The organism is Ruegeria sp. 6PALISEP08, assembly GCF_001238295.1.
In the GTDB taxonomy this organism is placed as follows: Bacteria; Pseudomonadota; Alphaproteobacteria; order Rhodobacterales; family Rhodobacteraceae; genus Ruegeria.
Map to the genome: position 1 here is coordinate 1 of NZ_LGXZ01000026.1, position 14,505 is coordinate 14,505.

Consider the following 14,505-nt stretch of genomic DNA (forward strand, 5'->3'; position numbering starts at 1 on the left):
GTCATAGAAACCGATCTCCCGTCTAAGACCGTAATTCACACACTAAATGGCCGCTTCTGATCAAGTCGGACCTCCGATGAAGACGAGTCTATGACCGCCATGCGGACAAAGTTGCCATTCAATAGCACACACAGAGGCTCTACGAATTCACAGAAGCTCCAATTACGGAAGCATAACAGAAGCCCTGCTGCACTGCCTTTGTGGGCTACTACTCCGGTGAATACCAAATTGGCGAAGTCCATGCTCGTTCTTGTATCCACACCGCGACATCCTCAAGGAGCGGCAGGCCGTGGCGGACGGCGTCATACGTCGTCCAGCGTGGAGTGGGGATTTCGATGACGCGCATGTAGTACAGAGCATGTTGGCCAGGATCAAAATCGTCGTCTGTCCAATGACCAAACAACTCCGCAGCTCCGATTGAGTTACTGTAAGTCGCAGTTTCAGGATCAACCGTATTGCCAACGGGCGGCAGCTTGCCATTCACATCCGGCACGCGATCTCCTGACCACACTACATCTATGATGCGTTCTTGCGGCGCTCCGCCTTCATCGACCCAACCCTTGATGATTTGTACGCGATCGAGGTTGGCTCCGATCGGATCTTTTAATGCGTGCACCGCAAAAGTTGGTGGGCCGTCCAAAGCTGTCAGAGAACCGCCCATCGGCACGCCGTTGGCATAACCGTCTATTACAAGCTTTACGGGATCGTTGTTGCTTTGGAGCATTGCACCGCCAAAGAAACGCGGCTGTATCCTAGGGCCTGATGTGGCGAAGGTTTCGCGGCTTTGCATCGCGTCAAAAATCGCACTACGTGTGTTCTTGGACGCCCAGACGCCTGCGAGCGAGCCCGGGTTGGCGTCGGGGCCAAGCAACCAGCCGTCTATCTCGCCTTCGCGGCGTTGCTCGATAGTACCGTCGGCAACACCATGGCTGCCATTATAGGTCGCCTCATCGACATCACTTGGGGTACCATTATGATTGTCGGTGCCTCCGATGAAACCAAGTTTCCAAGGGTTCGCACCTAGCTTCTGCTCATAGTCGAGCCCTTTAGTCGCAGCCCAACGGACGAAGCCATCGTTGCGGAAGAAACGTTCACTGAATGTGGCGATACTCTCTGCATTCTCGAAGTTCGCAAACTCGTCGTTAGGCGAAACGCCGGGATGGGTTTCGGAATTGCCTTTGATCTGCATCATTTCGATCAACGGCTCCCACTTGGCGCGGCGCTCGGCATATTCACGCGTGATCGGACTTCCAGCATTGTCGATCGGCTCAAACATCAAGCCTTTGCTCCCGTTGGAATTATGTGGGATGGCCAACAGTTTAGAGCCCGCAGCTTCTTGCTCTTCCATCCACTCCCAAAGTTCTTCCTCGTCTGTAGTATCAAGCGCACTAAGCGGGATGTCCGGCACTTTGTTGTCTCGGAAAATCACGTTGCGATGCATGTTTCCGGCATTGGGGGCAGACGTCCATTCAAACGCGATAAGGCTGGTAAAAGTCCCTGGCTCGTAATGCGCCTCGGCAGCCCCCACCACATAGTATTCCCAAGCCGTTGCAGTTGTCTCAAGTCCAGCAAAAAAAGGTGGATGCTCAGGCTCACCAGATCGCATGTTGCTTATTACATATTTCACGAACCATGCGCGTTGAGTTTCTATGTCCGACAAACCGCGCAGCTCAGCAAGAGCTTCTTGGTAATGCCCTGGAGCAGATGGGATCTGCGTTGAGAGCATCTCGCCAAGAAATTCTGCATGATCGGAAACGGCCGCAAAATCCAGAGGTCGACCAATTCTGCGCTGCACGTTGTTTACCGAGACAGGTTGGCCCTTCGCGAAGCGATACGCGTCCGAAGGTGTCAGACGTGCACCTCCAATGTAGGCATCAAGAGAAAACGAAGTATGTACATGAGTTTCGCCGAAGTAAGCGTTCTTGATCGGGTTCTCAGGTACCATGGCCTCAAGCGCGCTCCAATCATCTTGTGCCAAAGCGGGAATTGCTACGGTCAGAAAGAGGAGTGACAATGCTGGCAATGACTTTCTTTTCATTAAAACTCCCTTTCAATCTGTATCTGCCGATTATGGTGGCGAAAGACGGCTCCAAGCAATGTTAAATAGTTGGCAGATGCCATTGCACCTTTCCAATTTGTCGCAAGTGAAAGGTGAGAACATAGACATACGGGTGACTGTCATTGGACTAGTTGGCGCGGCAAAAATCCACTCGCGGGGCAGGCCTTGAGTGGCCGCTTTGGGCTTGGAGCAGTCATAGACTGCGACAAATGCGAATGGCAGTTCCGCGGACGAACCAGACAATCGGGCCGCAAGCTTCAACATCAGCAAACAACCCTAACCTGCCATTCGACTTCGATCGCTTTAGCTATTGTGCGGCGCATCAGAGGAGGCATTCGCCGCAAACGCGAAACTGGGACAGGGGTGTAGATCTGGAACACAGGACGAAGCCTTCGTCTGACCAAATTGTTCGAACCGATTAGGAAGGTCCAATTGGTTCTGTTCTATAGAGTGAATGGAACCCGTGCTTGCTTTGAAAGCCAATCAAAGCGGACCGCATTCCCGTTAAAAATAACCTTGTGTCTACGCTGATTGTTCTTGCGGGTAGTTCTGCGGTTTGTTGCGGATTGATTTCGAATGCTCGGTGAGCAAGTCAGCCAACTCTGGCCGGCAAGACCCACAATTCGTTCCAGCCTGAAGGGCATTGCCAATATCGTCCACACTGATCAAATGCTTATTATGAATGGCATGGATGATGGTTCTTAGCCCGACTTCGAAACAGGAACAGACTATTGGTCCGCAATCTCCTGAAGACGCGGAGGAACGACCGGACAAAATCTGCTGAGGCGTCACCTTGGGAAAGGTTGCCAAGTAGCCTCGCATTAGTGTGATAGGTTGGCGGGAGACGAAGAGCGCTGCCAATATGCTCTGTCCGTCTGACAGCGCAATTCTGTACGAGCCGCGCTTGGGATCTTCTACCACTGTGGCCTGGGCATCAGGTAACCCAAACCAATCGCGGGCAGTGCTTTCCCAATCGTCTATCATCTGTTTGCCTGCCAACTCCATCCTGTAGCCGTTGGTTGTTTTGGCAGTTGCCCAATATTCTGCCCCAGGGGACCCTACTGCAACTGAAACGGCAAAGCCGTACCACGCGGCATGCATGCGCCGTACAGATACTGTAGTTGACTTACTTTCCGGCTGTCCTGAGATCGGATCAGTGACACTTGGAACAAGTATATCCACACAGGCTGATGGGGCCGTTTCACCCGTCCAGTGAATTGGCGCAAACACTTGGCCCGGTGCCACAGACTCTGTGATGCGAAGTCGAAATATACCGCTTCCAACTGAGCTGTTGAGTTCGACCAAATCTGCGGCACTAAGACCCAACCGATCAACGTCGTTTGGGTTAACCTCAATATATGGTTCAGCAAGATGGGCTGACAGACGCGGCGACAACCCGGACCGGGTCATGGTGTGCCACTGGTCCCTGTTTCGCCCAGTGTTCAAAAGAAACGGGTACTGTTCAGAAGTCGTCGCCATTGGTGGACGATGCGCGACCGGCACAAAACACGCCTTGCCGTCAGGATGAAAAAACTGCCCATCGCCAAAAAAACGGTCATCTGATTTGCGAGATTTCGTTGGCCACCGTGTTGGGCTTAGCGCCTCATAGTCTTCGTCATCAATGTCCGAAAAACTTGTGATATCCAAATCCTTGCCAAATGACACGGCGAGCGAAGTCATCTTAGCGTATTCTCGAAAAATCTGTGCTGGGGTCTCATAGCTGAATGCTTCTGTCCAGCCCATGCGGCGGCCCACTTCGGCCAAAATATCCCAATCAGTACGCGCTTGTCCCGGAGGCGCCAAAACGGTGCGCTGTCTACTGATCGTGCGGTCTGAATTGGTCACTGTACCGCTTTTTTCGCCCCAACCCGCAGCTGGCAGCAATATGTCTGCGACACGCGCGGTGTCTGTCCTGGCAGTCAGGTCGCTAACAACAGTGAATGAACAACCCTCGATAGCCGCCTTCACTCGGTCTGCATCTGGCATAGTGGCCGCCGGATTGGTGTGGATGACCCACAGTGCTTTGATCTGGCCGCTTTCGACAGCACGAAACAGGTCAACCGCTTTGAGCCCCTGCTTCTGTGGCATGTTGGGTGCCTTCCAGAATTCCTGGACAGCGGCTCTGTGGGCTTTGTTTTCGATATCCAAATGGCAGGCGAGCATGTTGGCCAAGCCGCCCACCTCTCGACCACCCATGGCGTTTGGCTGACCGGTGACTGAAAACGGACCCATCCCCGGGCGCCCGATCCGTCCGGTGGCCAAATGGCAGTTCAGTATCGCGTTGACCTTGTCGGTTCCGCTAGAAGACTGGTTCACACCCTGACTAAAGATCGTCACAACGCGCTCGGTACCGATCCATAGATCGCAGAAAGCTTCAATCTCACCAGGGCTCAGCCCCGTCTCATCAGGGTCGTCAAGCTGTGCCAGCTCGACTGTCTCATTGAACCCAACGCTGCGATCCAGAAATTCCGCTGACACATGCCCGGTTTGGTGAATTCTGGCCAACAAGCGGTTGAACAATGCGACGTCGCTGCCCGGTTGAAGCGCCAGATGGAGATCGGTTTGATCGCAGCTTGCTGTTCGACGTGGATCAATAACCACAATCTTCGTTCCGCGAGCCTGACGCGCAGCTATGACCCGTTGATAGAGCACAGGATGGCACCATGCGAGGTTCGAGCCGACCAGCACAACCAGGTCGGCCTGATCCAGATCCTCATAGGTTCCAGGGACCGTATCCGTGCCGAAAGCGCGTTTGTGTCCTGCCACAGTAGAGGCCATACAAAGCCGAGAGTTGGTGTCGATATTCGCCGAGCCCATATAGCCTTTCATCAGTTTGTTGGCGACATAGTAATCCTCGGTCAGCAACTGCCCCGAGACATAGAACGCCACGCTGTCCGGCCCGTGTTCAGCTATCGCGGCAGAGAACCGATCTGCGACCAGTTGCAACGCATTGTCCCAACTGGTGTCCTCACCAAAGGCGTGAGGAGCCAGCAACCGGTGTTCCAACCCCACGGTTTCGCCCAAAGCCAACCCTTTCGAGCACAAACGACCATGGTTCGCTGGATGATCCGGGTCGCCCCGGACAGTCAGCCCTCCAACTCCATCAGGTCGCAGAAGCACACCGCAGCCAACGCCGCAATACGCACAGGTCGAGCGAACTTCGGGCAGACCACTTCCGTCCATCAGGCCGCGCTCCGCCGGGAAACCGCGCTGTCGTCCAGTAGGATACGACCGTCTTCAAGACGCACCGTATAGGTGGTGATGCGGCCATCATCCGCGCCTTTAGCTTCGCCCGTGTTCAGGTCAAAGACCCAGTTGTGCAGGGGGCAGGTTACCGACTGGCCGTGGACGATGCCCTCGGACAATGGGCCGCCTTTATGCGGACAGCTGTTGGTCGCGGCGAATACTTCCGCCTCGGCGGTGCGGAAGACGGCGATACAGCCGATATGGGTTTTCACCAGACGCGCTCCGCGCACCGGCACCTCATCAATATGTCCGATGTCGACCCAGCTCATTCCGCGGCCTCCAATGTAAAATCTGCAATCGGCGCGTAGGTCTGCGCTTTTTCTTTGACGTGTTCGGCCCACGGGTCTTTGCGATAGATGCTTTGCGATAGTTCGAACCGGGCGACCAAAGCAGCGCGGTTTTCAAGATCGTCCACGACCTCCGCTTTGACCCAGTCCATGCCAACCTTGCCCAACCATTTATACAGGCGATCCAGATACTTGCCGCCCTCGCGGTAGGCTTGGGTCACGGCCATCACGACCTCGATTGCTTCGTCCTCGGTGGAGACTTGGCAGAGCAACTCGGTCTCTTTTACGTCCATGCCTGCGGCACCGCCGATGCTGATCTGATAGCCCGAATCCACGCAGACGACGCCAATATCCTTGCACGTCGCCTCGGCGCAGTTGCGCGGGCACCCGGATACGGCCAGCTTTAGCTTGTGCGGCGTCCACGACCCCCACAGGGTCTTCTCTAGCTTGATACCCAGGCCCGTACTGTCCTGTGTGCCAAACCGGCAATGATCCGTGCCGACGCAAGTTTTGACCGTGCGTAGACCCTTGGAATAGGCATGGCCCGAGACCAGACCGACCTTGTTCAGATCCGACCAGATCGCAGGCAGGTCCTCACCCTTTACGCCCAGAAGGTCGATGCGCTGACCACCGGTGACTTTGACGGTTGGCACGTGGTACTTATCGGCAGCATCTGCGATGGCGCGCAGTTCTTCGGGTGTCGTAATCCCACCCCACATGCGTGGCACGACGCTGAAAGTACCGTCCTTTTGGATGTTGGCATGCTTGCGTTCATTGACGAAGCGGCTTTGTGGGTCGTCTTGATACTCAAGCGGCCAATCCGCCAGCAGGTAATAGTTGATCGCCGGACGACACACATGGCAGCCGTTGGGCGTGGTCCAGCTGAGTTCCTGCCAGACAGCGGCCTGGCTTTTCAGTTCCTGCCCCTTGATCAGACGACGCACATCTTCGTGCGTCAGATCGGTACAACCGCAGATCGGTTGCGCGGCGGGCATTTGGAAGTCGTCGCCCAAAGTGACCTGCAATACCTGTTCCACAAGCCCGGTGCATGTTCCGCACGAAGCACTGGCCTTGGTGCTTGCACGCACCGCGCCCAAATCATTGGCCCCTTCATTGATCGCCTCGATGATGTCTCCCTTGCATACGCCGTTGCAGCCGCAAATCTCCGCCTCAGGCGGCAATGCTGCAACGGCTGAGAGAGGGTCCGCGGTGTCCCCCCCTTGATAAGCTGGTCCAAAGATCAGCGTCTCACGCATCTCGTCGATGCTGGTGCCATCTTTGATCAGGCCAAAGAACCAGCTGCCATCTGCTGTGTCGCCATACATGACAGCGCCGATCAACCGATCCTCTTCAATCACAAGGCGTTTGTAGACGCCGCGCGAAGGGTCGCGGAACACGATATTCTCGCGCCCCGGCCCGTCGGCGAAGTCGCCGACACTGAACAGATCGCAGCCCGTGACCTTCAGCTTGGTCGAGAGGGTTTTCTGCGTGAATGCGACGTCTTCTTCCAACAGAGCCCGCGCCGCCACTTTCGCCTGATCGTAAAGCGGCGCGACGAGGCCGAAAACCTCTCCGTTATGTTCAACGCATTCGCCGACAGCATAGACATCGGGGTCCGAGGTCAGCATCTGGTCGTCCACATGGACGCCGCGCCCGGTGGCCAGCCCCGCCTGTTGCGCCAGACCCGTGTTCGGGCGGATGCCAACCGCCATCACCAGCAGGTCGCAAGGCAGCTCGGTTCCGTCATCGAGCAAAAGAGCGCGAACCTTGCCATCTTCCCCAAGGATTTCCTTGGAATTCGCTTGCAGGTAAATCTTGATACCTTTGTCTTCCAGAGACTTCTTCAGCAGGTACCCGGCGGCTTCGTCCAGCTGACGTTCCATCAGGTGGCCCATGATGTGCACCACGGTGACGTCCACGCCGTGCGCAGCCATACCCGCCGCAGCTTCAAGCCCCAACAAACCTCCACCGATCACGACCACCTTGTTATCGGGGCCCATGCCCATCATCTGCTGCGTGTCTTCCAGATCGCGATAGGCGATAACGCCGTCCAGACCATGACCGGGCAGTGGGATGATGAACGGGTTCGACCCTGTTGCGACCACCAGCTTGTCGTAGGGTACGTGCCCATTTTCGCCCTCGACCACCTTCATCTCGCGGTCGATCTTTTCCACCTTTTCGCCAAAGCGGCAGACCACGCCCCGCTCGGCGTACCAGGCGTCATCATGGGTGACGATCTCTTCATAGGTTTTCTCACCCGACAGCACCGGGCTGAGCATGATGCGGTTGTAGTTCCCGCGCGGCTCGGCGTTGAACAGGGTGATGTCGAACGCGTCGGGCGCTGCCTCAGTCAGGTGCTCCAACACCCGACCCGAGGCCATGCCTGCGCCAATGACAACAAGTCTTTGCTTCATGATTTCACTCCGCTGCAATCGCCTTGGGGGCGGGTGTTTTTGGCTTGGCGCCATGTTCGTATTCTTCGAGGAAATCGAGGACTTCCTGCCGGTAGGCGTAATAATCCGGGTGCTCCAACAGGGCCTTGCGGGTTCTTGGGCGCGGCAGATCGATCTTGGTGATCTTGCCGATAGTCGCCTGGGGGCCGTTGGTCATCATCACCACCCGGTCCGCCAGCAGGATCGCCTCATCCACGTCATGGGTCACACAAATCGCGGTCACCTTAGTGCGGGACCAGACCTCCATCAGGACTTCCTGCAATTCCCAGCGTGTGAGGCTGTCGAGCATTCCAAACGGTTCGTCCAGCAACAGCAGTTTGGGGGACAGGGCAAAGGCGCGGGCAATACCGACGCGTTGCTTCATACCGTTCGAGAGATCAGAGGCAGATTTATCCATCGCATCGGCCAGGCCGACGCGCTCTAGATAGTATTCAACGACATCTTGCCGCTCGGCGATGCTGGCCTTGGGATAGACTTTGTCGACCCCGATCGCGACGTTCTCTTTAGCGCTGAGCCAAGGGAATAGGTTGGGCGACTGAAACACCACCGCACGTTCAGGATCAGCCCCTTCTACATGGCGGCCATCCAGCTTAATCGCGCCTTTCGAGATGTCGTTCAGCCCGGCGGCCATGGTCAGAACTGTTGATTTGCCACAGCCCGAGTGTCCGATCAGAGAGATGAACTCACCCTTGTCGATCTTAAGGTCAAAATCCTCGACCACGGTCAGAGGGCCTTTGGGCGTCGGATACACCTTGTGTAGCTGCGAGAAATCGAGGAAGCGGTTCTCAATCATCCCCTTTTGCGCCTCGACGACCGCCGTTGGAACCCCGTGGATTGGGGTGACATCCGGCAGGATACGAGTGCCTTCGACCTTGGCCTCGATCCCTACGTCCATCAGATATTTGGTGACGTCCGCCCGCAGGCGTTTGAACGTCTCATCGTTGTTCATGGCACCGCGTTCGCGTGGTCGCGGGATCGACACGTGGAACTCCTGCCCCAGCGTGCCATCGGGGTTCAGTGCAATGATCCGGTCGGCCAGAATGATTGCCTCGTCCACGTCATTGGTGATCAGCACGCAGGTCTTCTTGTCGGCTTCCCAGATATGTTCGATCTCGTCCGCCAGATTGGCACGGGTCAAAGCGTCGAGCGCCGACAGAGGTTCATCCAGCAGCAATACCTCAGGGTTCATCGATAGCGCCCTCGCCACGTTGACCCGCTGGCGCATCCCGCCGGACAGTTCCGCCGGGCGTCGCGTCGCGGCATGGCTGAGGCCCACCATCCGCACGTAATGCGCAACCTTCTCGGCCCTCTCGACTTTGCTGAGACCGGGGAAAACCGTATCAACCGCCAGCCCGACGTTACCGCTGACTGTCAGCCAAGGCATCAGCGAGTAATTTTGAAAGATCACCCCGCGTTCCGGGCCGGGGCCCTTGATCGGAGCGCCTTTGAACGTGACCTCTCCGCTGGTCGGGCGATCCAGCCCGGCCATCAGGTTGATCAGGGTCGTCTTACCAGTGCCTGAGAATCCAAGGATCACCAGAAACTCGCCCTCTTGCACGTCCAGATCGATGCCTTTCAGCACATCGGCGCGCGCAGTGCCTTCACCGAAGGATTTAGAGGCGTCCTTGAAGCTTAGAATGCTCATCGCGTTCACCGGTTATTCGTGAAGGTGAAAAGGGATTGCAGGGCATACATCACACGGTCCAGCAGGAAGCCGATGATACCGATAGTGAAGACCGCAACCATGATTTTGGCCAAAGAGCTGGAGGAACCGTTCTGGAACTCATCCCAGACAAACTTGCCCAGACCAGGGTTCTGCGCCAGCATTTCTGCGGCGATCAGAACCATCCAGCCAACGCCAAGCGAAAGTCGCAAACCGGTGAAGATCAGCGGCAAGGCCGAAGGCAGCACCAGCTTGGTGATCTTGGTATAGGTATTCATTTTCAGAACCTTGGAGACGTTCACCAGATCCTTGTCGATAGATGCCACACCAAGCGCGGTGTTGATCAGGGTCGGCCACAAGGAACACAAGGTTACAGTGATGGCCGAGATCAGGAAGGATTTCGCGAACCAGCCATCATTGGTGACGTAAACGGCCGAGACGATCATGGTCACAATCGGCAGCCACGCCAGTGGCGAGACCGGTTTGAAGATTTGTATCAGCGGGTTCAGCGCCGCATTTGCCGTTGGCGAGAGACCTGCCGCGATGCCCAGAGGGACTGCGAGGGCAGTAGCGATCAGAAAGCCGAAAAACACAGTTTTGATCGAGGTCCAAATCTGCTGGTAGTAGGTCGGAGCCCCGGTAAAAGCGACGTCTTTCACCTTCTCCGGCTGGCCGGCATCAATGAACTTTTGGTTGCGCTTCTCGACCATTGCTTCGAACTTGGAACGCTTGACCGCTTTGGTTTTGGCGTCCTCATTCAGGCTGACCATTTCGCCCCAAACCTGCGCAGGTCCGGGGACCGCGCCGAGAGAGGTCTGCACCTTTGGTGCCAGCGTTCCCCACAGCAACAAGAAGGCGCAGATTGACAGCAACGGCACGATCAGCAATCGCCAGATCTCGGTCATCTGAGCACGGGGATTGTCTCCTGCGGTGGCCTTCAGTACGGGCGTGACCCAACTGAGGCCCAACACTTGGAACCATTTGTCGGCGGCGTTGATGCGGGTAAAAAGGCGGGCGCGACGCTCCTCTCGGGCGGCGTCTGCGTTGAATTCGGGTTCGACGGTCGTCATCTGATGTGTCCTTGCGATGGCGGGGCACTTGTGAAGCCCACGCCCGACCTTGGCCGGACGTGAGCCTGAGGAATTAGCCTTGAACGTCCGAGCCGACGATCTTCTGCTCGCCCTTCAGGCCAATGGACATGCTTTCGAGGTAGGCGTTGGGTGTGCGACCGTCATAGGCGATACCGTCAATGATATCCTCGGCGGGCGTTGGTGCCTTGTAGCCGTCACTGTCCCAGGGGAAGTCAGCCTCATCCGCCAGACCTTCGTCGACCAGCAGACGCGCGGCCTCCAGGTAGATTTCGGGCTTGTAGACCGACTTGGCCACTTCGTCATACCAGCTGTCCGGCTTCGCATCGGCGATCTGACCCCAACGACGCATCTGGGTCAGGTACCAGACAGCGTCCGAATAAAACGGATAGGTCGCATTGTAGCGAAAGAACACGTTGAAATCGGGAACCTCGCGCTTGTCGCCTTTCTCGTATTCAAACGTGCCGGTCATCGAGTTGGCGATGACGTCATAATCCGCGCCCACGTATTCCGCGCGGCTCAGGATTTCGACCGCTTCGGGTCGGTTGGCGTTGTCGTTTTCATCCAGCCACTGTGCGGCGCGGATTAGCGCCTTGGTTACAGCCAGCGTTGTGTTTGGATATTCCTCAGCAAACTCGGCTGTGATGCCGAAAACCTTCTCGGGGTTGTTCTTCCACAGCTCGTAATCGGTAATAACCGGAACGCCGATGCCCTTGAACACCGCTTGCTGGTTCCACGGCTCACCCACGCAGTAGCCATAGATCGTACCGGCCTCCAACGTGGCTGGCATCTGTGGTGGAGGTGTCACCGACAGGAACACATCCGCACCGATCTGACCGGTCACGTTGTCCGGGCTGTAGAACCCCGGATGCAGCCCACCAGCGGCCAGCCAATAGCGCAGTTCGTAATTGTGGGTCGAGACCGGGAAGACCATACCCATGTTAAAGGGCTTGCCTTCGGATTTGTATTTCTCAACAACCGGAGCAAGCGCCTCGGCGCTGATAGGGTGTTGGGGACGACCATCCTCCATGACAGGGATGTTCGGCTTCATCTCTTCCCAGATCTCGTTGGACACGGTGATGCCGTTCCCGTTCAGGTCCATTGAGAAGGGCGTGACGATGTGCGCTTCGGTTCCGTATCCGATGGTGGCAGCCAAAGGCTGTCCGGCCAGCATGTGTGCACCGTCAAGCTGCCCGTCGATCACGCCATCCAATAGGACTTTCCAATTGGCTTGTGCTTCCAACGTCACGAACAGGCCTTCGTCCAAAAAGTACCCATTCTCGTAAGCGACAGCCAGCGGCGCCATATCGGTCAGTTTGATAAAGCCAAAAGTCAGCTCGTCTTTTTCCAGTTCCAGCTCGGCCAGTACCGGAGACACAAGCGCCGTCGTTGCGGCGAGGCCTAAAAGAAGCTTTTTCATCTCGATCCCTTTCGGTTCAGCCCAACCTCTTGGGCAAACAAAAAAGCCGCCGACACAGTCCGCCGGGAGGAGGTGGCGGATGGTCGAGCGGCTTTGCTCTTGTAAGGTGCCCTGGATTGTGGGCGAATTCCGTCGGTGGGCGTCGTTGCCTTCCGATGTCCCGATTAAGACATCCTTGATCCGGGCCGTCACCCGGCTCTGAGCGTCAAAGTGCGATTTTTCTGCGCTGCAGCGTGATTTGATGCTGCGTTGCAAAAATTTTGGGCACTCTCACCCCGTTGGCTCGAAAATGCGACGGTCGAAGAAGACGTTCGGTGCCAGAATCAAGCTTCCGTTTGTCGAGGCTACGGTGGTCGGTTCTGGAAGCGCCCCTTCCAGCTTCTCTGACGCTCCGGGGGTTTCGACACCCAGCCCGAACAACTCGCGCCGATAGAGGTCGCTGCGAAAGACACGGGCGGCCTGACGTTCGGCCGTGCTGACATCGATCCCGTTCCGTTGTGCTAGCTGATGCGCGATCCACTTGGCCTGACTGCGCCATGGGAAGGTGGCAGCGCCATCAAAGAACTCGACAAACCCATCCACATGGCGTTGCACGCCGCGCGCCGAGGTTGTGAGTTCGCCCATCAATGCACGGTCGATTAGTTCGGGTGAGACATCGAGGTAGGTTTTGCGCGATAGCATCTCGGACGCGGTCGTTCGGCTGTCTGTGTTTGAAAGCCAACGTCCCGCACGCCAAACGGCCCGCATGAGGCTACCCAGCAAATGCGGCTCAGTTTCGGCCCAGTCGTTTCTAACCGCCAACACCTTTTCAGGTGCGCAGGTCCAGATCGCCTTACCGGGCAGCAGCAACGCGCCAACATTGTCATCCACGGCGAATGAGCCCCAAGGCTCGCCCACGCAGAAGGCATCGATCTCGCCGCCTGCAAGCGCCTGCGCCATGAGAGGGGGCGGGACAGTGCGGATTTCGATCTGTTTCGAAGCCAGTTCGGTTCCCGTAACCCAATAGCGCAGCAGTTCAACATGCATCGAAAACGGAAAAGGCACTCCGAACACCAAAACCTCACCGGCAGCCTTTGCCAGTGCAGCCCCAGCCGCAGCGGCATCAGTGAAATCGAAGTCATAGCCCTGATCGGTCAGACGCCTTGCCAATTGGGTTCCAACGCCTATGACGTTGCCATTCAGGGATAGGACAGACACTGCGGACAGCGGCGTCGCGATACCGCCCAAACCCAAGGCCATCGCAACGGGTACAGGTGACAGCAGATGCGCCGCGTCCACATGCCCAAAAGCCAGCATATCGCGCAGAGATGACCATGACGGGGCCGGTCGCAGATCCAGAGAAACGCCTTCGGCATGGTCAAACCCCATCTCGCGCGCGACAATCAACGGGGCCGCGTCAACCAAAGGCATATAGGCGACAGGCAATGTTACAGTTCTCATGACAACAAACCCGAAGCCGTGACCAAGGCTTCGGCCACATCTGCAACACGGCGGTTCTGGTTCATCGCTGTTTTGCGCAGTAGGGCATAGGCCTCTTCTTCAGATACACCTTTGGCTTTCATCAACAACCCTTTGGCGCGGTCAATCACTTTGCGTTCTTCTAAAGCACGGCGGGTCTCGGCCAGTTCGGTCCTCAGCTGGCGTAGTACCTGAAACCGGGCGATGGCGGTATCGATCACAGGTTTGATGCGCTCGGCTTGCAGGCCATCGACTACATAGGCTGACACCCCTGCCTCAACGGCGGCTTTCGCTAATCCGCCCGCAGCGCCCGAGACGAACATGGCCACCGGTCGCTCCATCGGACCGGAGGCAACGGTCAACTCTTCCAGCATATCCCGCGATGGATTGTCTATGTCGATCAGAACAATGTCTGGGCTATGCATTGCGATTTTACGTGCCAACCCGGAGACATTACCGATTACAGAAACGTCTACGTTTCCAGACCCTTTTAAGGCATCCACAATTGCAAAAGCACGTTCTTGATTTTGCTCGACGACAACGACAGTAAGGTGTTGTTTCATAGGCACCCAAATGAGCCCAAGCTTCATCGATCGCAATTCCAAGGCCACTAAGCATTTCATCAGGCTGCCATTTTGCCTAATTTGTCAGCTTATTTTTACGTGTAGCGGAATGTCTGCACAGTTTTTCTACATGCCATCTAAGAAATCTGCCGTGAGCGCTGGCGTGGCGCATTGGATCAACTCTTTGGATTTTCATTTGAGCCACTCTCTGGATCTGGGAGGTCGAAATGCACTTCCATCGACGATGTGAAATCGAAGGTCCGCTTTG

The 14,505-nt window shown here is 56.5% G+C and carries 9 protein-coding genes; all 9 read right to left on the bottom strand.

Going from position 1 to position 14,505, the window contains the following annotated elements:
- Window positions 1–208: 208 nt before the first annotated feature.
- Complete coding sequence (locus ALB80_RS21390) at window positions 209–2,038, bottom strand: DUF3604 domain-containing protein (RefSeq protein WP_050606138.1); 1,830 nt, start codon at window positions 2,036–2,038, stop codon at window positions 209–211.
- 543 nt (window positions 2,039–2,581) lie between these two features.
- On the bottom strand, window positions 2,582–5,242 hold the full coding sequence (locus tag ALB80_RS21395; protein ID WP_050606139.1) for a nitrate reductase: 2,661 nt from the start codon (window positions 5,240–5,242) through the stop codon (window positions 2,582–2,584).
- A complete protein-coding gene (gene nirD / locus ALB80_RS21400) occupies window positions 5,242–5,574 on the bottom strand; it encodes a nitrite reductase small subunit NirD (protein ID WP_050606140.1) in 333 nt (110 codons plus the stop codon). The genes ALB80_RS21395 and nirD overlap by 1 nt, the downstream gene beginning before the upstream one ends.
- On the bottom strand, window positions 5,571–8,006 hold the full coding sequence (nirB, locus tag ALB80_RS21405; protein WP_050606141.1) for a nitrite reductase large subunit NirB: 2,436 nt from the start codon (window positions 8,004–8,006) through the stop codon (window positions 5,571–5,573). Before nirB ends, nirD begins: the two co-directional genes overlap by 4 nt.
- Window positions 8,007–8,010: 4 nt before the next feature.
- Window positions 8,011–9,690 carry an ABC transporter ATP-binding protein gene (locus ALB80_RS21410; protein WP_050606142.1) on the bottom strand — a complete coding sequence of 560 codons (1,680 nt, stop codon included), beginning with the start codon at window positions 9,688–9,690 and terminating at the stop codon, window positions 8,011–8,013.
- 5 nt (window positions 9,691–9,695) lie between these two features.
- The gene (locus ALB80_RS21415; protein ID WP_050606143.1) at window positions 9,696–10,778 is read right to left on the bottom strand and encodes an ABC transporter permease; all 1,083 of its coding nucleotides are present in this window, start codon (window positions 10,776–10,778) and stop codon (window positions 9,696–9,698) included.
- A gap of 73 nt (window positions 10,779–10,851) precedes the next feature.
- A complete protein-coding gene (locus tag ALB80_RS21420) occupies window positions 10,852–12,216 on the bottom strand; it encodes a CmpA/NrtA family ABC transporter substrate-binding protein (RefSeq protein ID WP_050606145.1) in 1,365 nt (454 codons plus the stop codon).
- Window positions 12,217–12,486: 270 nt separating this feature from the next.
- Window positions 12,487–13,656: an ABC transporter substrate-binding protein gene (locus ALB80_RS21425; RefSeq protein WP_050606144.1), complete on the bottom strand. Its 1,170-nt coding sequence runs from the start codon at window positions 13,654–13,656 to the stop codon at window positions 12,487–12,489.
- Complete coding sequence (locus tag ALB80_RS21430) at window positions 13,653–14,237, bottom strand: ANTAR domain-containing response regulator (RefSeq protein ID WP_050606146.1); 585 nt, start codon at window positions 14,235–14,237, stop codon at window positions 13,653–13,655. Before ALB80_RS21430 ends, ALB80_RS21425 begins: the two co-directional genes overlap by 4 nt.
- Window positions 14,238–14,505 lie beyond the last annotated feature (268 nt).